Raw genomic sequence first — 18497 nt, 5'->3', positions numbered from 1 at the left:
CCGCTCAGCTGCGCAGGTAGGAGGCCCCGTTCACGTCGACGATCGTCCCGGTGGAGAACCGCGCCTCCGGCGAGGCCAGCCACACCACCGCCGAGGCGACCTCCTCGGGCCGGGCGACGCGGCCCAGCGGGGACTGCGCGCGCACCGCGTCCCCGCCGGGCCCGTCGAGCACCTCGCGCGCCATCTCGGTCTGCACGAAGCCCGGCGCCACGCAGGTCACCGAGATGCCCAGCGGCGCGAGCGCGAGGGCCATCGACTGCGCGAACGCGTTCATCCCGGCCTTCGAGGCGCCGTAGGCCGGGTTCTGCGGCTCGCCCCGGAAGGCGCCGCGGCTCGACACGTTCACCACCGCGCCACCCCCGGCGGCCCGCAGGTGCGGCACGGCGCGGAAGGTGGCGTTGGCCGCGCCGAGCAGGTTCACCGCCAGGGTCTGCGCCCAGACGGCCTGCCACTCCTCGTACGACGACGTCAGCGGCGGGGACGCCACGAAGACGCCGGCGTTGTTGACCAGCACGTCGAGCCCGCCGAGCGCCTCGGCGGCGGCGTCGACCATCGCGCCGACCGACGCGGCGTCGGCCATGTCGGCCTGCACGAGCGCGTGGCCGGACCCGGGCAGCCCGGCGAGGACGTCCTCGGCGCGCTCCCGGGAGGTGCCCCAGTGGACGGCCACCCGGTCGCCACGCCCGGCGAAGGCGCGGGCGATGGCCCGGCCGATGCCGCGGGACCCACCGGTGACGAGGACGGCGCGCGAGGTGTCGGTCACGGGCGGGCAGTCAACCAGGCGGCCCGCTCACCACCGGCCCCGGTGCACGACCTCGTCCACGCCCCGCCGCCCCCGCTTCAGCGACGGGGAGCGCCGGTCGCCGTCGCCCGGGTAGCCCACGGACACGACGCCGACCGGCCGGTGCGACGGCGGGATCCCGAACGCGGCCCGGAAGGCGTCCACCCGCTCGCCCGGGATCCCGAACAGGCAGGCGCCCAGCCCCTCGTCGACGGCGGTCAGCAGCATCATCAGCGCGGCCATCCCGGCGTCGACGTCCCAGTAGGGCACCGGCCAGCGGGCAGCGACGGCGGCGGGGTCGCGGTCGGTCCAGCCCTTGTCCGGCTCGGCGTAGCGGTCGAGGTAGGCGTCCTTCGACGAGAGCGGGACGACGAGCAGCGGGGCGCGGCGCATGCGGGTCAGCCAGGCGTCCGGGGCCCCGGGACCGGCCGTCACCGACCAGAACAGGTCCCGCTCCTCCGCCGACTCCAGGACCAGGAAGGCCCACCCCTGGGTGAACCCGGCCGACGGCGCCCGGATCGCGTGGGCGAGCAGCCGCTCGCGCACCTCCGCGGGCACGGGCCGGTCGGGGTCGTAGTCGCGCACCATGCGGCGCCTGCGGACGACGTCGGCGAACTCCACGCCCGCAGCCTGCCCCGGGTGCCTCGGGGCACGGCGGCCGGTCCCTACGCTGGTCGCCGTGCCGACCCTCCAGCTGCTCCCCGCCGTCGACGTCGCCGACGGCCAGGCCGTCCGTCTCGTCCAGGGGGAGGCCGGCAGCGAGACCTCCTACGGCGACCCCCTCGACGCCGCGCTGCAGTGGCAGCGCGACGGCGCCGAGTGGGTGCACCTGGTCGACCTCGACGCCGCCTTCGGACGCGGCAGCAACCACGAGCTGCTGGCCCGCGTGGTCGGCGAGCTCGACGTCGACGTGGAGCTCTCCGGCGGCATCCGCGACGACGAGTCGCTGGCCGCCGCGCTGGCCACCGGCTGCCGCCGGGTGAACCTGGGCACCGCCGCGCTGGAGTCGCCCGAGTGGTGCGCCCGCGCCATCGCCGAGCACGGCGACCGCATCGCCGTCGGCCTCGACGTCCGCGGCACCCGGCTGGCCGCGCGCGGGTGGACCCGCGAGGGCGGCGAGCTCTACGAGACCCTCGCCCGCCTCGACGCCGAGGGCTGCGCCCGCTACGTCGTCACCGACATCACCAAGGACGGCACCCTGCGCGGCCCGAACCTCGACCTGCTCCGCGAGGTCTGCGCCGCCACCCCGAAGCCCGTCGTCGCCTCCGGCGGGGTCAGCTCGCTCGACGACATCCGCGCGCTGGCCGGGCTGGCCGCCGTCGGCGTCGAGGGGGCCATCGTCGGCAAGGCCCTCTACGCCGGGGCCTTCACGCTGCCGGAGGCCCTGCAGGTGACCCGCGAGGCGTCGTCGTGACGGTGCGGCGCATCGGCTCCGGCGGGCCGTGGGAGGACGTCGTCGGCTACAGCCGGGTCGTCGTCGCCGGGCAGCAGGCGTGGGTCAGCGGCTGCACCGCCACCGTCGACGGCGCCGTCGTGCACCCCGGGGACGTGACCGCGCAGGCCCGCGTCGCCTTCGGCGTGCTGGTCGACGCGCTCACCTCCGCCGGGTTCAGCCCGACCGACGTCGTCCGCACCCGGATGTACGTCACCGACACGTCCCGCTGGGAGGAGGTGGGCCGCGTGCACGGCGAGGTCTTCGGCGCCGTCCGGCCCGCCACCGCGATGATCGGCGTGGCCTCGCTGCTGCACCCCGACATGCTCGTCGAGGTCGAGGCCGACGCGGTGCGGGTCCCGTGAGCCTCGCCGTCCGCGTGATCCCGTGCCTCGACGTCGACGCCGGCCGGGTGGTCAAGGGCGTCAACTTCGTCGACCTGCGCGACGCCGGCGACCCGGTGGAGATGGCCCGCGTCTACGACGCCGAGGGCGCCGACGAGCTGACCTTCCTCGACATCACCGCCAGCTCCGGCGACCGCGAGACCACCTACGACGTCGTCCGGCGCACCGCCGAGAGCGTCTTCATCCCGCTCACCGTCGGCGGCGGCGTGCGCAGCCCCGACGACGTCGACCGGCTGCTGCGCGCCGGCGCCGACAAGGTCGCGGTCAACACCGCCGCCGTCGCCCGGCCCGAGCTGATCAGCGAGATCGCCGACCGCTTCGGCAACCAGGTGCTCGTGCTCTCCCTCGACGCCCGGCGGTGCCGGGACGGCGCCGTCACCGACTCCGGCTTCGAGATCACCACGCACGGCGGGCGCCGCGGCACCGGCCGCGACGCCGTCGAGTGGGTGGTGCAGGCCGCACAGCTCGGGGTGGGGGAGGTGCTGCTCAACTCGATGGACGCCGACGGCACCCGCGCCGGCTTCGACACCGAGCTCATCCGCGCGGTGCGCCGGGAGGTGAGCGTGCCGGTCATCGCCAGCGGGGGAGCCGGCGCGGTGGAGCACTTCCCGCCCGCGGTCGAGGCCGGCGCGGACGCGGTGCTCGCCGCCAGCGTCTTCCACTTCGGCACGCTGCGGATCGGCGACGTCAAGCAGGCGCTGGCACGGGCCGGCGCCCCGGTGCGGGCGGAGCGGGACACCCCCCTCAGCTAGCGGGCGCCCCGCCCCGGACGGCGACGCGGGCGACGTCGCGGCCGGTCGCCCACAGCAGGACCTCCAGCGGCTCGCCCTCGACGGTCGTGACGTCGGAGCCCGCGCGGATCCGCCTGCCGGGCCCGGGGACGTCGCTGCGCTGCAGCACCAGGCCGCCGGGGTACCGCGGCGCCGCCGTGCGCGCGAACAGCTGCGCGGCGCTCCACAGCCGGTCGGCGTCGGGCAGCGGCAGGGCGCGCGGCTCCCAACCCGGCTGCGCGCGCCGCACGTCCTCGTGGTGGATGGCGAACTCCGGCCCGTCCACCAGCTGCGCCAGCGGCCAGCCACCCGGCAGCCATCCCGGCGGGCCCGTGCGCACGCGCGACACCAGCTCCGGATACGGCGTCGTGGTCCGCAGCCGGTCCTCGAGCCGCTCCGCGTGCGCGTGCAGCGCCGCGCCGACCGGCGTGCGCTCCAGCGCGTAGCCCGGCATCGCGTCGGGACGGCGGTCGCGGGTCACCAGGTGCGCGGCCATGTGCGCCGTGCTCCACCCCTCGCAGCACGTCGGCGCGTCCGGTCCGAGGTCGTCGAGCAGGTCGGCGAGGGCCGCGCGCTCGCGGGCGGCGAGCGGGCGGGAAGCATCGGTCACCGCCGCGGGTTACCGATCGTGCCCGCCCCGGAAACCCCGGGGCCGGTCGTCCGGCAGGTGGTTAGCCTGACGTAGGACGTGCGGACGCCCCCGCCGTCGCGACCCCGAGGAGACCCGTGCCCCGCGCCCGAGACGCCGTCGTCCGGCGGGGCCTGCGCCACGTGCTGCTGTCCATCCGCGAGCAGCCGGGCATGTTCACCCTCGCCGTGCTGGCCAGCAGCGTCTACGCCGCGATGACCGTGCTGTCGGCGTTCGTGGTCGGCGGCATCACCGACCGCGTGATCCTCCCGGCCTTCGCCGAGGGCGACACGACCGCCGGCGCGCTCGCCCTCACCGTCGCCGTGGTCCTGGGCGTCGCCGTCCTCAAGATCCTCGGCATCCTCGGCCGCCGGTTGTTCGCCGGGATCATGGCCTACCGGCTGCAGGCCGACTACCGCCGCCGCGTGACCGGGCAGTACCTGCGGCTGCCGCTGGCCTGGCACCAGCGCCACCCCACCGGGCAGCTGCTGTCCAACGCCAACTCCGACGTCGAGGCCGCCTGGTACTTCGTCTCGCCGCTGCCCTTCGCCTGCGGGACGCTCGTGATGATCGCCATCACCGCCGTCGCGCTGGTGCTCACCGACCCCGTGGTCGCGCTGGTCGGCCTGGTCGTCTTCCCGCTGGTGTTCGTCGTCAACGCCGTCTACTCGCAGGTGATGAGCCCGCGCATGCAACGCGCCCAGCAGCTGCGCGCCGAGGTCAGCGAGATCGCCCACGAGAGCTTCGACGCCGGCCTGGTGGTCAAGACCCTCGGCCGCGAGGACGTCGAGAGCGCCCGGTTCACCGAGCGGGCGGAGGAGCTGCGCGACGGGCTGGTCGCCGTCGGCCGGGTGCGCGGGCTGTTCGACCCGCTGATGGAGGCGCTGCCCAACCTCGGCACGCTCGCCGTGCTGCTGGTCGGCGCCGGCCGGGTCGCCTCCGGGGACACCGACGCCGGCGACCTGGTGAGCATCGCCTACCTGTTCACCCTGCTCGCGCTGCCCATCCGCGCGATCGGCTGGGTGCTCGCCGACCTCCCGCGCGCGCTGGCCGGCTTCGACCGGGTGACCCCGGTCCTCGACGCGACAGGCGAGACCCCGCACGGCCCGGACGCCGCGGCCGGCGGCGACGGCGGCGCCCGCCTGGGCCTGCGCGCGGTCGACCACGTCTTCGACGGCGCCGCGGCGCCGGTGCTCTCCGGGATCACCTTCGACGTCGCGGCCGGCAGCACGGTCGCCGTGGTCGGGCCGACCGGGTCGGGCAAGTCCACGCTGGCGGGGCTGCTCGTGCGGCTGGTCGACCCGATCGCCGGCGAGGTCCTGCTCGACGGCGTCGACGTGCGCCGGCTGCGCGAGGGCGAGGTCAGCGGTCAGGCCGCGTTCGTCCCGCAGGGCACGTTCCTCTTCGACGACACCGTGCGCGGCAACGTCACCCTCGGCGGCGACTTCTCCGACGACGAGGTCCGCGCGGCGCTGCGGGTGGCCGCCGCCGAGGACTTCGTCGACCGGCTGCCCGAGGGCCTCGACACCCGCGTCGGCGAGCGCGGCGCCACCCTCTCCGGCGGCCAGCGGCAGCGGCTCGCGCTCGCCCGCGCCGTCATCCGGCGGCCCCGGCTGCTGGTCCTCGACGACGCCACCAGCGCCGTCGACCCCACCGTCGAGGCGCGCATCCTCGACGCGCTGCGCTCGGCCGACCGGCCCTCGACCGTGGTGGTCGTCGCCTACCGGCAGGCCACCATCGCGCTGGCCGACGAGGTGGTCTGGCTGGAGAACGGCCGGGTGACCGCCCGCGGCACCCACGAGCAGCTCCTGGCCACCGTCCCCGGCTACGCGGCGCTGGTGCGCGCGTACTCGCAGGCCGAGGTGGCGGCGTGAGCGACGGGCGAGGCGCGATCGCCACGCTGCGCCGCGGCCTGCGGACCATGCCCGAGTTCCGCCGCGGGCTGCCGGCCACCTTCGCGCTCGCCCTGATCGCCACCGCCGGGCGGGTCGTCGTGCCGATCGCCGTCCAGCAGGTCATCGACCGCGGCCTGCTCGCCCCCGGCGGCCCCGACCTCGGGCTGGTCCGCACCCTGGTGGCCGTCTGCGCCGCCGTCGTCCTGGTCACCGGCGTCGCCGTCTACCGGATGAACGTCCGGCTCTTCCGCACCACCGAGACCGCGCTGGCCGGGCTGCGCTCGCGGGCGTTCCGGCACGTGCACGACCTGTCGGTCCTGCACCAGCAGGGCGAGCGCCGCGGCTCGCTGGTCTCCCGCGTCACCAGCGACGTCGACCAGCTGTCGACCTTCATGCAGTGGGGCGGCGTGCTCGGCGTGGTCAGCCTCGGCCAGCTGGTCGTGGCCACCGTCGTCATGGCGGTCTACTCCTGGCAGCTGACCCTGCTGGTGCTCGTCTGCTTCGTCCCGCTGGCGATCGCCGTCCGCTGGTTCGCCCAGCGGCTGCAGGTCGCCTACGGCGTGGTCCGCGAGCGGGTGGGCGACGTCCTCGCGGCCGTCGCGGAGTCCGTCGTCGGCGCCCCGACGGTGCGTGCCTACGGCATCCGCGAGCGGACGGCGGCCCGCCTCGACCGCGCCATCGGCCGGCACTACCGCGCCCAGGTCGACGCGCAGAAGGTCACCGCCGCGGTGTTCGTCAGCGGCGAGTTCGTGGCCGCCGTCGCCAACGCCGCCGTCGTCGTGGTCGGCGTCTGGCTCGGCCTGGCCGGTCAGGTCACCGCCGGCACGCTGGTCGCCTTCCTCTTCCTCGTCACGCTGTTCGTCGCGCCGGTGCAGACCGCCAGCGAGGTGCTCAACGAGGGCCAGAACGCCGTCGCCGGGTTCCGCCGGGTGCTCGACGTCCTCGACACCCGGCCCGACGTCCGCGACCCGGCCGCCACCGGCTCGGCCCTCGAGCTGCCCGCCGGGCCGCTCGGCGTCCGGCTCGAGCACGTCACCTTCCGCTACGCGCCGGGCGCGCGGCCGGCCCTCGACGACGTCGACCTGACGCTGGCCCCCCAGCGCCGCTACGCCGTCGTGGGGGAGACCGGCTCGGGCAAGACGACGTTCGCCAAGCTGGTCACCCGGCTCATGGACCCGACCGGGGGGCGCGTGCTGCTCGGGTCGGACGCGTCCGGCTGGGTGCCCCTGACCGACGTCGCCTTCTCCTCGCTGCGCCGGCGGGTGGGCATGGTGCCGCAGGACGGGTTCCTCTTCGACGCGACCGTCGCCGACAACGTCCGCTACGGGCGGCCCGGGCTCACCGACGCGCAGGTCACCGCGGCGCTGGAGGAGCTGGGCCTGGGCGACTGGCTCGCCGGTCTCCCCGGCGGCGTCGCGACGGCGGTCGGCCAGCGCGGGGAGTCGCTGTCGGCGGGGGAGCGGCAGCTGGTCGCCATCGCCCGCGCGCACGTGGCCGCTCCCGACCTGCTCGTCCTCGACGAGGCCACCAGCGCCGTCGACCCGGCCACCGAGCGGCGGCTGACCCTGGCGCTCGACCGGCTCACCGAGGGCCGCACCACGCTGACCATCGCCCACCGGCTGTCCACCGCCGAGCGGGCCGACGAGGTCCTCGTCGTCGACGCCGGCCGGGTCGTGCAACGTGGGACGCACGCCGACCTGGTCGACGCCGTCGGCCCCTACGCCCGCCTGCACGCCTCCTGGCGGCGCTCGTCGGCCGGCGAGCCCCAAGCGGTCGGCTGACCCCGGGTGCCCAGGGGGGCGGCCCTGTCGCAGGGCCCGCCGCGAGCGTGCGGGCGGTGGGGTGCGGGACGGTCCTTCTCCTAGGCTGCGCCCCATGAGCACGCCCTCTCGGATCCCCGGGCCGGCCCTGGCCGCCGCCGTCCTCGCGGCGCTGGGTGTGCTGCCGCTGGTCGTCGTCGCCTTCCTGGTGGTCGCGCTCGGCGGCCTGGAGGCCGACTCCGGGCGGCGGGACTGGGTCAGCGTGGTCCTGCTGCTCCTGCCGCCCCTGCTGCAGCTGTTCGCCCTCGGCTGGTTCCTCCTCCGGCGCGGGCGGGTGCCGCTGGTGCTCGCCGCGCTGGCCGCGATCGCCGCCGGCGTGCTGGTGCTCGCGACCGCCGCGTCGGTGGGGCAGTCGGTGGGCCTGGGCCCGTTCGTCCTCGCCGTCTGCCCCGTGCTGGCGGCCGGGCTGGCGATGACCCCGGCCGTCGGCCGCTGGCTGGCCGAGGCGCGGGCCCACCGGCGCGGCCGCGCGGCGTAGCCCGCCGCAGGTGGCCTCCCCGCAGGGTCCCGCCTCGGGCGTGCGAGCGGCGGGGGCAGGGAGGTCCGCTCTCTACGCTGCGCGGCATGCCGTCGTCCCCATCCCGCCGGGCGACGACCCGCCGTTCCCCCGGGCGGCCGCCGCGCCGTCGCCGGCGGTCCGGCGGGTCGCCCCGCCCGTGCCCTCGCCGGGCCGTCCGCTCACCGCGCCGTTCGCCGCGGTGTTCGGCCTGCTGGTCGCCGCCGAGGACCTCTACCTCGGCTGGCTGCTGTGGGCGGGCCAGCCCGCGGGGTGGGGCCGCCACCTGGCCGTGTCGGCGGTCCTGGCGCTGCTGGCGGTCGCCGGCGCGGCGCTGGTGTGGCTCGGCCGGGGCCGCGGCTGGCTGGTGCTCACCGCCGCCGCGGCGCTCCCGCTGCTCCTGCTGCTCGGCGTGGCCGCGCTCTTCGGTGCGCTCGGCGACGACTCCGCGGTCGGCTGGGCGCTGCTGCTGCTCGTCGGCCCGGTCGGCTGCCTGACGCTGGCGGTGCGCCGCCCGATCCGGGAGTGGACCCGTCCCGGCCGGGCGACACCGCGGACGCCGCCGTCCGCCGGTCCCCGCCGGGACGGCCGCGCCCGCTAGCGTGCCCGCCGTGAGCGACACAGACGTCGTGGTGGTGGGATCCGGCCTGGCCGGGCTGGTGGCGACCGCCGAGCTGGCCGACGCCGGCAAGCGGGTGGTGCTGCTGGAGCAGGAGCCGGAGGCGACCTTCGGCGGGCAGGCGTGGTGGTCCTTCGGGGGCCTGTTCCTCGTCGACTCGCCCGAGCAGCGCCGCCTGCGGGTGCGCGACTCCCTGGAGCTGGCGCGCCAGGACTGGTTCGGCACCGCCGCCTTCGACCGTCCCGAGGACCACTGGCCGCGGCAGTGGGCCGAGGCCTACCTGCAGTTCGCGGCGGGGGAGAAGCGGGCCTGGCTGCGGGAGCAGGGCGTCGGGTTCTTCCCCGTCGTCGGCTGGGCCGAGCGCGGCGGCTACACGGCCACCGGCCACGGGAACTCGGTGCCCCGCTTCCACATCGTCTGGGGTACCGGCCCCGGGATCGTCGAGCCCTTCGCCCGCCGCGTGCGCGCGGCCGTCGACCGCGGCCTGGTGGAGCTGCGCTTCCGCCACCGGGTGACCTCGCTCGTCGTCACCGGCGGGACGGTCACCGGCGTGCGCGGCGAGGTGCTCGAGCCCAGTGACGCCGCCCGCGGGGAGGCCAGCTCGCGCACCGCCGTCGGCGACTTCGAGCTCGCCGCGCAGGCCGTCGTCGTCACCTCCGGCGGCATCGGCGGCAACCACGACCTCGTCCGGCGGAACTGGCCGGCCCGGCTCGGTCCCGCGCCGCAGCGCCTGCTCTCCGGCGTCCCCGCGCACGTCGACGGGCTGATGCTGCAGGCCACCGAGGACGCCGGCGCGCACCTGGTCAACCGCGACCGCATGTGGCACTACACCGAGGGCATCGCCAACCACTCGCCGGTGTGGGCGCGGCACGGCATCCGGATCCTCCCCGGCCCCTCCTCGCTGTGGCTCGACGCCACCGGGCAGCGGCTGCCGGTCCCGCTGTTCCCCGGCTTCGACACCCTCGGCACGCTCGCCCACATCGGGCAGACCGGGTACGAGCACACCTGGTTCGTGTCGACGAAGAAGATCGTCGAGAAGGAGTTCGCGCTGTCGGGCTCCGAGCAGAACCCCGACCTCACCGGTAGGGACCTCAAGTTGCTCCTCGGCCGGGTCCGGTCCGGGGTCTCGGCCCCCGTCCAGGCGTTCCTGGACCGCGGCGAGGACTTCGTGACGGCGACGACGCTGCCCGAGCTCGTCGCCGGGATGAACCGGATCACCGGCGGAGCGCCCGAGATCGCGCTCGAGACGGTGCACCACGAGGTCGTCGCCCGCGACCGCGAGGTGGACCACCCCTTCACCAAGGACCTGCAGCTGACGGCGATCCGCGGCGCCCGCGGCTACCTGGGCGACAAGCTCATCCGGGTCGCCCCGCCGCACCGGCTGCTCGACCCCGAGGCCGGCCCGCTGATCGCCGTGCGGCTCAACCTGCTCACCCGCAAGACGCTCGGCGGCCTGGAGACCGACCTGTCCGGGCGGGTGCTGCGCGCCGACGGCGGCGGCCCGTTCCCCGGCCTGTACGCCGCCGGTGAGGCGTCCGGGTTCGGCGGCGGCGGCATGCACGGCTACCGGTCGCTCGAGGGCACCTTCCTCGGCGGCTGCCTGTTCTCCGGGCGGGTCGCCGGCCGGGCCCTGGCGGCCGCGCTGTGACCGCGCCCGGCAGTCCCTGGGCCGACCCGGCCACCACGACCGAGCCGGTCGCCTACCTCGGTCCACCGCCCACGGCCCCGTACGCGCCGCCGGCTCCCGGCCCCTACGGCGGGGGCTGGCCGGTGCCGGCCCCGTACTGGCCGGCCTACGGCCCGCCGGTGCCCGCCCGCCCGCGCCGGCCCGGGCAGCTCGTCGCCTCCTCGGTGCTCGCCTTCGTCCAGGGCGGGCTGGTCGCCCTGACGTCGGCGTACCTGCTGCTGCTGGCCAGCACGCTGGGCGTCGTCTCCACCGGGTTCGGCGGCGACGCCGAGGCCGACGCCCTGGTCGCCGAGGGCACCGTCGTGACCATCGTGCAGCTGCTGTCGGTCGTCGCGCTCGTGGTCGGCGGCATCCTCGTGCTCAACCGGCGCAGCCGCTCGTCCTGGCTGACCCTGCTCGTCGCCCTGGCCGTCCAGCTCCTGCTCGCCGTCTACTGGCTGGTGCGGCTGTCCTCGCTCGACGCCCTGACCGACGACGTCCTCGGCTCCGCCGGCCTGCTCGTGGCCGCGGTGCTGTTCTACGTCGCGGCACCGGCCGTGGCGCTGGGCCTGCTGCTGGTCGGGCCGGTCCGGCGGTGGTCCGACGACGCCGGCGCCGCACCCGTCGGGGGGGCGGCGCGGTGACCGGCTGGGCGAACCCGCCGCTCGCGCCCGCCGTGCCGGGCCGGCCCGTCCCCCGCGCCGGCCCGGCACGGCGGTCACCGCGTGCGTGCTGGCCTGCGTCCTGGCCGCCCTGTCCGTGCCCGGGGCCGTGGCCACCTGGTGGTTCGCCGGCTTCAGCGACCCCTACGGCGAGCTGGGGTCGAGCGTCCCCCGCCAGGGCCTGGTGGTGGCGCTGCTGGAGTTCGCGGCGGTGGGGGCCCTGGTGACCGGCGCGGTGCTCGTCGTCACCGGCATCGACCGGTGGACGCTGGTGGTCACCTGCGTCGTGGAGCTCGGCTTCGTCGGGTGGTGGCTGGTCCAGCTGTCCACCGGCCCGCTGGGGGCGCACGACGGCGACCGGCTCGTCCTGGGCGGCGCCGCGGTGGTCTTCGGTGCCCTCGCGGTGGCGACCGGCGCCCTCGCCCTCGCGCCGTCCGCGGCGCGCTGGCTCGCCGTCCGGAAGGCCACGCGGGGCCGCTGACCCGGTGGTCCGGCGGGGCGGGGGAGAATCGCCGGCATGTCCGCCGTGCCCGCCGTCGACTCCGCCCTCGACTCCGCCCTCGACCCCGCCGTCGCCGCGCTGCTGCGCCGCGACCCCGCCGGGCTGGTCGCCGCCGTCGTCCAGCAGCACGACACCGGCGAGGTGCTCATGGTCGCCTGGATGGACGACGAGGCGCTGCACCGCACCCTGACCACCGGCCGGGCCACCTACTGGTCCCGCAGCCGGCGGGAGTACTGGGTGAAGGGCGAGACCTCCGGGCACCGGCAGTGGGTCCGCGACGTGCGCCTGGACTGCGACGGCGACGCGCTGCTGGTGCTCGTCGACCAGGAGGGCCCGGCCTGCCACACCGGCACCCGCTCCTGCTTCTCCCGCGACATCCTCCCCCGTGACCTGGAGGTCACCCGTGCGGCTCGGTGAGACCAGTCCCTCCCGGGAGGAGTTCGCCGCCCTGGGCCAGGCGGTCGTGCCGGTCACCCGGCGGCTGCTGGCCGACGGCGAGACCGCGGTGGGCGTCTACCGCAAGCTGGCCGGCAACCGGCCCGGCACCGTGCTGCTCGAGTCGGCCGAGCAGGGCAAGCGCTGGTCGCGCTACAGCTTCGTGGGCGTGCGCAGCGCCGGGGTGCTCAGCGAGCGCGAGGGCCGCACCCTGTGGCTCGGCGACGACCTGCCCGGCCTCACCGACGACCTGCCCGCGGACCCGCTGGCCGCCGTCCGCACGCTGGCCCGCAGGCTGCGCTCGCCGCGCCGGGCCGACCTGCCCCGGCTGACCGGGGGGCTGGTCGGCTACCTCGGCTACGACGTCGTGCGGCGGCTGGAGCGGCTGCCGAGCACCGCCACCGACGACCTCGGCATGCCCGAGCTGTCGCTGCTGCTGGTCACCGACCTCGCCGTCCTCGACCACACCGACGGCACGGTGCTGCTCATCGCCAACGCCCTGACCGGCACCTCCGACGGCACCGCCGACCCGGGCGCGGCCTGGGACGACGCCGTCGCCCGACTCGACGCCATGGCCGCGGACCTGACCGAGGCGGTCCCGCCGGGCGTGGCCACCTTCTCGCCCGCCGAGCCGCCGCCGGTGCGCAGCACGATGCCGCCGGGCGGGTACGAGGCCGCGGTCGAGACGATCCGCGAGCACATCCGCGCCGGCGACGCGTTCCAGGTCGTGCTCGCCCAGCGGTTCGAGACCGACACCGACGTCGACGCCCTCGACCTCTACCGGGTGCTGCGCGCGACCAACCCCTCGCCGTACATGTACCTGCTCCGCTTCGCCGGGCGGGAGACGCCCTTCGACGTCGTCGGCTCCTCGCCGGAGGCGCTGGTGACCGTCACCGGCACCGGCGCGGTGGTGCACCCGCCGGCCGGCACCCGCCCGCGCGGGGCGACGGAGGAGGAGGACCTGCGGCTGGCCGAGGGCCTGCTCGCCGACCCCAAGGAGCGCGCCGAGCACGTCATGCTCGTCGACCTGGCGCGCAACGACCTGGGCCGGGTCTGCGTGCCGGGCACCGTCGAGGTCCCCGACTTCATGCGGATCGAGCTCTACAGCCACGTCATGCACCTGGTGTCGACCGTCTCCGGCGAGGTGGCGCCCGGCCGCGACGCGCTCGACGTCTTCGACGCGACCTTCCCCGCCGGCACCGTCTCGGGCGCGCCGAAGCCGCGGGCGATGGAGATCATCGAGTCCCTCGAGCCGACCCGGCGCGCGCTGTACGCCGGCACCGTCGGCTACCTCGACGCCAGCGGCGACATGGACATGGCCATCGCCATCCGCACCGCCGTCCTGCACCAGGGCCGGGCCTACGTGCAGGCCGGCGCCGGCATCGTCGCCGACAGCGACCCCGCCACGGAGGAGGCCGAGACCCGGCACAAGGCGCGGGCGGTGCTGTCGGCCATCGCGACGGCGGAGGGCATGCGGGAGGTGCGGTGACGGCCGCGCGGCGGGAGCTGGGCGCCGCGGTCGCCGGGTGCGCAGTCGCCGGCGGCCTGGCGCTGTCGGCCGGCGGGCAGGCCTGGGCCACCGTCACGGTCACCCGCACACCGCCGCTGCCGCCGGTCACCGAGACGCTGGCCGGGTCGGCGGTCGCCCCGCTGGTCCCCGCCGCGGGGCTGCTGCTGCTGGCCGCCGCCGTCGCCGTCCTCGCGGTGCGCGGCGCGGGGCGGATCGCCGTCGGGGTGCTGGTGGCCCTCGCCGGGGCCGCGCTGGGCTGGTCGGCCCTGCGCGTCCTGGTCTCCGGGCCGGACACCGCCACGGCGGGACCGGGGGAGCGGCGCAGCGCCGAGCTCGCCGCGGCCTGGCCGGTGCTGGTCGTGGTCGCCGCCGTGGTCGCGCTGGCCGCCGGGGTCCTCGTCGCCGTCCGCGGCCGCCGCTGGCCGGGCATGGGGCGCCGCTACGAGCGGATCCCCGGCGCGGCCGCGGCGCCGGCGCGGGCGCGTACCGACGAGGACCGCGCGCTCGACGCCTGGCGCGCCCTCGACCGCGGTGACGACCCGACCGAGGACCCGACCCCCGGGGAGGCCGACCCGGCGACCGACCACGGGGGACGCCGCGGCTAGGGTGGACGCACCGTCCGGCCGGGCACGGCCGACCCCCAGCAGCGAGGAGGCGGAGTGACCGTCCTCGACGACATCGTCGCCGGCGTCCGTGAGGACGTCGCGGCGCGCGAGACGGCCACCCCGCTCGCCGAGGTGAAGGCCGCCGCCCGCGACGCCCGTCCCGCCCTCGACGCGCTCGCCGCCCTGCGCGAGCCCGGTGTCGGCGTCATCGCCGAGGTCAAGCGTCGCAGCCCGAGCAAGGGCGCGCTCGCCGACATCCCCGACCCCGCCGTCCTGGCCGCGCAGTACGCCGCCGGCGGCGCCCGGGTGATCAGCGTCCTCACCGAGCGGCGCCGCTTCGGCGGCTCGCACGCCGACCTCGCCGCCGTCCGTGCCGCCGTCCGCGTGCCGGTGCTGTGCAAGGACTTCGTGGTCAGCAGCTACCAGGTGCACGAGGCCCGGGCCCACGGCGCCGACGTCGTCCTGCTCATCGTCGCCGCGCTCGAGCAGAACGCCCTCATCGGCCTGCTCGAGCGGGTCGAGTCGCTCGGCATGACCGCGCTGGTCGAGGTGCACACCGAGGCCGAGGCCGACCGGGCGCTGTCGGCCGGCGCGTCGGTGATCGGCGTCAACGCCCGCGACCTCACCACCCTCGACGTCGACCTCGGCACGTTCGAGCGGATCGCCCCCGGGCTGCCCTCGGGCATCGTCAAGGTCGCCGAGTCCGGCGTCCGCGGCCCGCGCGAGCTCATCGGCTACGCCGCCGCCGGCGCCGACGCCGTCCTGGTCGGCGAGGGCCTGGTCACCGCCGGCGACCCCCGCCAGGCGGTCGCCGACCTGGTGACCGCCGGGTCGCACCCGGCCGTGCCGCGCACCACCCGCTGACGCACCGCCGACCCCCTCCACCACCGGGGCGCCGCGGCGCGCGACACTGGGCGCATGACGACCAGCGCCGTGCACCCGCCCGAGGAACGACTCGAGCCGGCCCGCCCGACCTGGCCCGATGCCACCGGCCACTTCGGCGTCTTCGGTGGCCGCTTCGTCCCCGAGGCGCTCGTCGCCGCGCTCGACGAGCTGACCGAGGCCTACGAGACCATGCGGGTCGACCCCGCCTTCCTGGCCGAGTTCGCCGCCCTGCAGCGCGACTACACCGGCCGCCCCAGCCCCGTCACCGAGGTGCCCCGCTTCGCCGAGCACTGCGGCGGCGCCCGCGTGCTGCTCAAGCGCGAGGACCTCAACCACACCGGCTCGCACAAGATCAACAACGTGCTGGGCCAGGCGCTGCTCACCAAGCGCATCGGCAAGCAGCGGGTCATCGCCGAGACCGGGGCCGGCCAGCACGGCGTCGCCACCGCCACCGCGGCGGCGCTCATGGGCCTGTCCTGCACCGTCTACATGGGCGAGGAGGACACCCGCCGGCAGGCGCTCAACGTCGCCCGCATGCGGCTGCTCGGCGCCGAGGTCGTCCCGGTGGCCACCGGCTCGCGCACCCTCAAGGACGCCATCAACGAGGCGTTCCGCGACTGGGTCACCAACGTCGAGACCACGAACTACGTCTTCGGCACCGTCGCCGGCCCGCACCCCTTCCCGGCGATGGTCCGGGACTTCCAGCGCGTGATCGGTGACGAGGCCCGCGGCCAGGTGCTCGCGCGCGAGGGCCGGCTGCCCGACGCCGTGCTCGCCTGCGTCGGCGGCGGCTCCAACGCGATCGGGATCTTCACCGCCTTCGTCCCCGACGAGGGGGTGCGCCTGGTGGGGCTGGAGGCCGGCGGCGACGGCGTCGGCAGCGGCCGGCACGCCGCGACCATCACCGGGGGAGCGCCCGGCGTGCTGCACGGCGCGCGCTCGTACCTGCTGCAGGACGACAACGGCCAGACCATCGAGTCGCACTCGATCAGCGCGGGCCTGGACTACCCGGGCGTCGGTCCCGAGCACTCGTACCTGCACGACATCGGCCGCGCCGAGTACGCCCCCGTCACCGACGCCGAGGCCATGGAGGCCTTCGCGCTGCTGTGCCGCACCGAGGGGATCATCCCGGCGATCGAGTCCGCGCACGCGCTGGCCGGCGCGATGCGACTGGGGCAGGAGCTGGGCCCGGACGCGCTGCTGCTGGTGAACCTCTCCGGCCGCGGCGACAAGGACGTCGAGACGGCGTCGCGCTGGTTCGGTCTCGGTCACGACGGGCAGGGCGACCGCACCGAGGTCGACCCCGGCCCCGGCATGGACACCGACCAGCAGCCGACCGAGGGCGCCGTCGCCAACGGCGACGCGGTGCCCGGCCAGGACGCCGGGAGCCAGGCATGAGCCTCCTCGCCGACCGCATCGCCGCCGCCCGGGCCGAGGGCCGCGCGGCACTGATCGCCTACCTCCCGGTCGGCTACCCCGACGTCGACACGTCCATCGAGGCGATGGTCGCGGCCATCGAGGGAGGCGCGGACGCCCTCGAGGTCGGTGTTCCCTACTCCGACCCCGGCATGGAGGGGCCGGTCATCCAGGAGGCCATGGACGTGGCCGTCCGGGCGGGCGTCGGCCTGCGCGACGTCCTGCCGGCCGTGCGTGCGGTCGCGGCAGCCGGCGGTGTGCCGGTGGTGATGAGCTACTGGAACCCGATCGAGCGCTACGGCGTCGACCGGTTCGCCGACGACCTGGCCGCCGCAGGGGGAGCGGGGGGGATCACGCCCGACCTCATCCCGGACGAGGCGGGCGCCTGGATCGCCGCGACCGACCGCACCGGCCTCGACCGGGTCTTCCTGGTCGCCCCGTCGTCCACCGACGCGCGGCTGGCCGCCACCGTCGCGGCGTCCCGGGGCTTCGTCTACGCCGCCTCCACCATGGGTGTCACGGGCACGCGCGCCACGGTCAGCACGGCCGCGGGCGAGCTCGTCGCCCGCACCCGGCCGGTGGCCGGGGACCTCCCGGTCTGCGTCGGGCTCGGCGTCTCGAACGCCGACCAGGCCGCCGTGGTGGCCGGCTTCGCCGACGGGGTCATCGTGGGCTCGGCCTACGTCCGCCGGATGCTCGACGGGCGCGGCCCCGAGGGGGTCCGGGCCCTCTCGGCGGAGCTGGCCGAGGGTGTGCGCCGCGGGGCCGGGGTGCCCTCGTGAGCGCCCTCGCCGCCATCCCCAGCCCCTCGCAGGGGGTCTGGGAGCTCGGGCCGTTCCCGCTGCGCGCCTACGCGCTGTGCATCATCGCCGGCATCGTCGCCGCCTGCTGGATCGCCGAGAAGCGCTGGGTGGCCCGCGGCGGGCGGCCCGGCGAGGTGCTCGACATCGCCATCTGGGCGGTGCCGTTCGGGATCGTCGGCGGCCGTCTCTACCACGTGGTCACCACGCCCCAGCCCTACTTCGGGGAGGGCGGTGACCCGCTGCGGGCGCTGGCCATCTGGGAGGGCGGCCTGGGCATCTGGGGAGCCATCGCCCTCGGCGGCGTCGGCGCCTGGATCGCCTGCCGTCGTCGGGGCATCCCGCTGCCCGCGTTCGGCGACGCCATCGCCCCGGGCCTGCTGGTGGCCCAGGCCGTCGGCCGGCTGGGCAACTGGTTCAACCAGGAGCTCTTCGGCGGTCCGACGACGCTGCCGTGGGCCCTGGAGATCGACCCGGCCCACCGGCCCGAGGGCTACGAGGCCTTCGCCACCTTCCACCCCACGTTCCTCTACGAGCTGCTGTGGAACCTGGCCGCGGCCGCCGTCGTGGTGTGGGCCGACCGCCGGTTCCGGCTCTCCCACGGCCGCGCGTTCGCCCTGTACGTGGCGCTGTACTGCGCCGGCCGGCTGTGGATCGAGGTGCTCCGCATCGACGACGCCAACCGGTTCCTCGGCGTCCGCCTCAACGTCTTCACCTGCGTCGTGGTCGGCCTGCTCGCGGTGGCCTACCTGGTCTGGCAGCGGGGCCGCCCCCGCGAGGTCATCGACCGCGGGGAGCCGGGGGAGGACCTCCGGCGTGACGACGGCGACACCGCCGACGACCCCGCGGGAACTCCCGACGAGGCGCCGACCAGCACCGATGCCGACGCCCCGGCGCGGGTGCGTGACCGGACTCACGACACGCCGGGACCGGCCTGACGGGACGCGCCGTACCTGGGCTTTCGGCGTGGGAAGCGGGCGTTCCCGCTGTGTACCCTCCTGACCAGACACCCCAGTGATCCTGGGTGGTCACCCCGTCGGAACCGGGCCAGCGCTGCCCCGCGGACGACGACCCCGTGGCACCACCCGCGGGCCGCGAGCTCCAGCCGGCCCGGGCACACCGTGTCCCGCCGGATGCCGGCTCACCGCAGTCCCGCGCTGCACCCCTGCCG

At 76.6% G+C, this 18497-nt stretch carries 20 protein-coding genes; 17 read left to right on the top strand and 3 right to left on the bottom strand.

Annotation, left to right across the window (positions count from 1 at the left end; translation table 11 throughout):
• Positions 1-4: 4 nt before the first annotated feature.
• Both JD79_RS18995 and JD79_RS18990 read right to left on the bottom strand, forming a co-directional pair.
• Positions 5-763 carry an SDR family NAD(P)-dependent oxidoreductase gene (locus JD79_RS18995; RefSeq protein ID WP_110006781.1) on the bottom strand — a complete coding sequence of 253 codons (759 nt, stop codon included), beginning with the start codon at positions 761-763 and terminating at the stop codon, positions 5-7.
• A 27-nt stretch (positions 764-790) separates the two neighbouring features.
• Positions 791-1402 carry a nitroreductase family protein gene (locus tag JD79_RS18990; protein ID WP_110006780.1) on the bottom strand — a complete coding sequence of 204 codons (612 nt, stop codon included), beginning with the start codon at positions 1400-1402 and terminating at the stop codon, positions 791-793.
• Between the two features lie 58 nt (positions 1403-1460).
• On the opposite strand from JD79_RS18990, the gene priA reads away from it, so the two are divergent.
• From priA to hisF, 3 genes are read left to right on the top strand one after another with little or no spacing between them, the layout of a single operon-like run.
• Positions 1461-2195: a bifunctional 1-(5-phosphoribosyl)-5-((5-phosphoribosylamino)methylideneamino)imidazole-4-carboxamide isomerase/phosphoribosylanthranilate isomerase PriA gene (gene priA, locus JD79_RS18985; RefSeq protein ID WP_110006779.1), complete on the top strand. Its 735-nt coding sequence runs from the start codon at positions 1461-1463 to the stop codon at positions 2193-2195.
• Entirely contained in the window at positions 2192-2578 is a 387-nt protein-coding gene (locus JD79_RS18980) for a RidA family protein (protein WP_110006778.1), read from the top strand. Before priA ends, JD79_RS18980 begins: the two co-directional genes overlap by 4 nt.
• Positions 2575-3369 carry an imidazole glycerol phosphate synthase subunit HisF gene (gene hisF / locus JD79_RS18975; RefSeq protein WP_110006777.1) on the top strand — a complete coding sequence of 265 codons (795 nt, stop codon included), beginning with the start codon at positions 2575-2577 and terminating at the stop codon, positions 3367-3369. Before JD79_RS18980 ends, hisF begins: the two co-directional genes overlap by 4 nt.
• Here hisF and JD79_RS18970 read toward each other — a convergent pair.
• On the bottom strand, positions 3362-3997 hold the full coding sequence (locus JD79_RS18970) for a TIGR03085 family metal-binding protein (RefSeq protein ID WP_110006776.1): 636 nt from the start codon (positions 3995-3997) through the stop codon (positions 3362-3364). The two genes, hisF and JD79_RS18970, sit on opposite strands and share 8 nt — an antisense overlap.
• A 116-nt stretch (positions 3998-4113) precedes the next feature.
• Between JD79_RS18970 and JD79_RS18965 the strand changes: the two genes are divergently transcribed.
• The 14 genes from JD79_RS18965 (at position 4114) to lgt (ending at position 18264) form a co-directional block, all read left to right on the top strand.
• Positions 4114-5889 carry an ABC transporter ATP-binding protein gene (locus JD79_RS18965; protein WP_110006775.1) on the top strand — a complete coding sequence of 592 codons (1776 nt, stop codon included), beginning with the start codon at positions 4114-4116 and terminating at the stop codon, positions 5887-5889.
• Entirely contained in the window at positions 5886-7691 is a 1806-nt protein-coding gene (locus tag JD79_RS18960) for an ABC transporter ATP-binding protein (protein ID WP_245900221.1), read from the top strand. The genes JD79_RS18965 and JD79_RS18960 overlap by 4 nt, the downstream gene beginning before the upstream one ends.
• A 94-nt stretch (positions 7692-7785) precedes the next feature.
• On the top strand, positions 7786-8208 hold the full coding sequence (locus tag JD79_RS18955) for a hypothetical protein (protein WP_110006774.1): 423 nt from the start codon (positions 7786-7788) through the stop codon (positions 8206-8208).
• A 178-nt stretch (positions 8209-8386) separates the two neighbouring features.
• On the top strand, positions 8387-8827 hold the full coding sequence (locus tag JD79_RS18950) for a hypothetical protein (RefSeq protein WP_110006773.1): 441 nt from the start codon (positions 8387-8389) through the stop codon (positions 8825-8827).
• A 10-nt stretch (positions 8828-8837) separates the two neighbouring features.
• Positions 8838-10493: an FAD-binding dehydrogenase gene (locus JD79_RS18945; RefSeq protein WP_110007874.1), complete on the top strand. Its 1656-nt coding sequence runs from the start codon at positions 8838-8840 to the stop codon at positions 10491-10493.
• Positions 10490-11155, top strand: coding sequence for a hypothetical protein (locus JD79_RS18940; RefSeq protein WP_110006772.1), 666 nt, complete (start codon positions 10490-10492; stop codon positions 11153-11155). Before JD79_RS18945 ends, JD79_RS18940 begins: the two co-directional genes overlap by 4 nt.
• An 85-nt stretch (positions 11156-11240) precedes the next feature.
• A complete protein-coding gene (locus JD79_RS18935) occupies positions 11241-11654 on the top strand; it encodes a hypothetical protein (RefSeq protein WP_110006771.1) in 414 nt (137 codons plus the stop codon).
• 36 nt (positions 11655-11690) lie between these two features.
• Complete coding sequence (gene hisI / locus JD79_RS18930; RefSeq protein WP_110006770.1) at positions 11691-12092, top strand: phosphoribosyl-AMP cyclohydrolase; 402 nt, start codon at positions 11691-11693, stop codon at positions 12090-12092.
• Positions 12079-13599: an anthranilate synthase component I gene (locus tag JD79_RS18925; protein ID WP_110006769.1), complete on the top strand. Its 1521-nt coding sequence runs from the start codon at positions 12079-12081 to the stop codon at positions 13597-13599. The genes hisI and JD79_RS18925 overlap by 14 nt, the downstream gene beginning before the upstream one ends.
• Entirely contained in the window at positions 13596-14225 is a 630-nt protein-coding gene (locus JD79_RS18920) for a Trp biosynthesis-associated membrane protein (RefSeq protein WP_110006768.1), read from the top strand. Before JD79_RS18925 ends, JD79_RS18920 begins: the two co-directional genes overlap by 4 nt.
• Positions 14226-14279: 54 nt before the next feature.
• On the top strand, positions 14280-15089 hold the full coding sequence (gene trpC, locus JD79_RS18915; protein WP_110006767.1) for an indole-3-glycerol phosphate synthase TrpC: 810 nt from the start codon (positions 14280-14282) through the stop codon (positions 15087-15089).
• A gap of 54 nt (positions 15090-15143) precedes the next feature.
• Positions 15144-16508, top strand: a complete 1365-nt coding sequence (trpB, locus tag JD79_RS18910) for a tryptophan synthase subunit beta (protein WP_110006766.1) — start codon at positions 15144-15146, stop codon at positions 16506-16508.
• Positions 16505-17308: a tryptophan synthase subunit alpha gene (gene trpA, locus JD79_RS18905; protein WP_110006765.1), complete on the top strand. Its 804-nt coding sequence runs from the start codon at positions 16505-16507 to the stop codon at positions 17306-17308. Before trpB ends, trpA begins: the two co-directional genes overlap by 4 nt.
• On the top strand, positions 17305-18264 hold the full coding sequence (gene lgt / locus JD79_RS18900; protein ID WP_110006764.1) for a prolipoprotein diacylglyceryl transferase: 960 nt from the start codon (positions 17305-17307) through the stop codon (positions 18262-18264). The genes trpA and lgt overlap by 4 nt, the downstream gene beginning before the upstream one ends.
• The last annotated feature ends 233 nt before the right edge of the window (positions 18265-18497 follow it).

The organism is Geodermatophilus normandii (genome assembly GCF_003182485.1).
GTDB lineage: Bacteria > Actinomycetota > Actinomycetes > Mycobacteriales > Geodermatophilaceae > Geodermatophilus > Geodermatophilus normandii.
The sequence above is the reverse complement of the archived record's forward strand: the minus strand, read 5'-3'. Positions and strand labels throughout refer to the sequence as shown.

Coding starts and splice junctions, on each gene's coding strand:
- trpB (WP_110006766.1), top strand. CDS start 15,144: ATGACGACCAGCGCCGTGCACCCGCCCGAGGAACGACTCGAGCCGGCC.
- hisI (WP_110006770.1), top strand. CDS start 11,691: ATGTCCGCCGTGCCCGCCGTCGACTCCGCCCTCGACTCCGCCCTCGAC.
- JD79_RS18955 (WP_110006774.1), top strand. CDS start 7,786: ATGAGCACGCCCTCTCGGATCCCCGGGCCGGCCCTGGCCGCCGCCGTC.
- trpA (WP_110006765.1), top strand. CDS start 16,505: ATGAGCCTCCTCGCCGACCGCATCGCCGCCGCCCGGGCCGAGGGCCGC.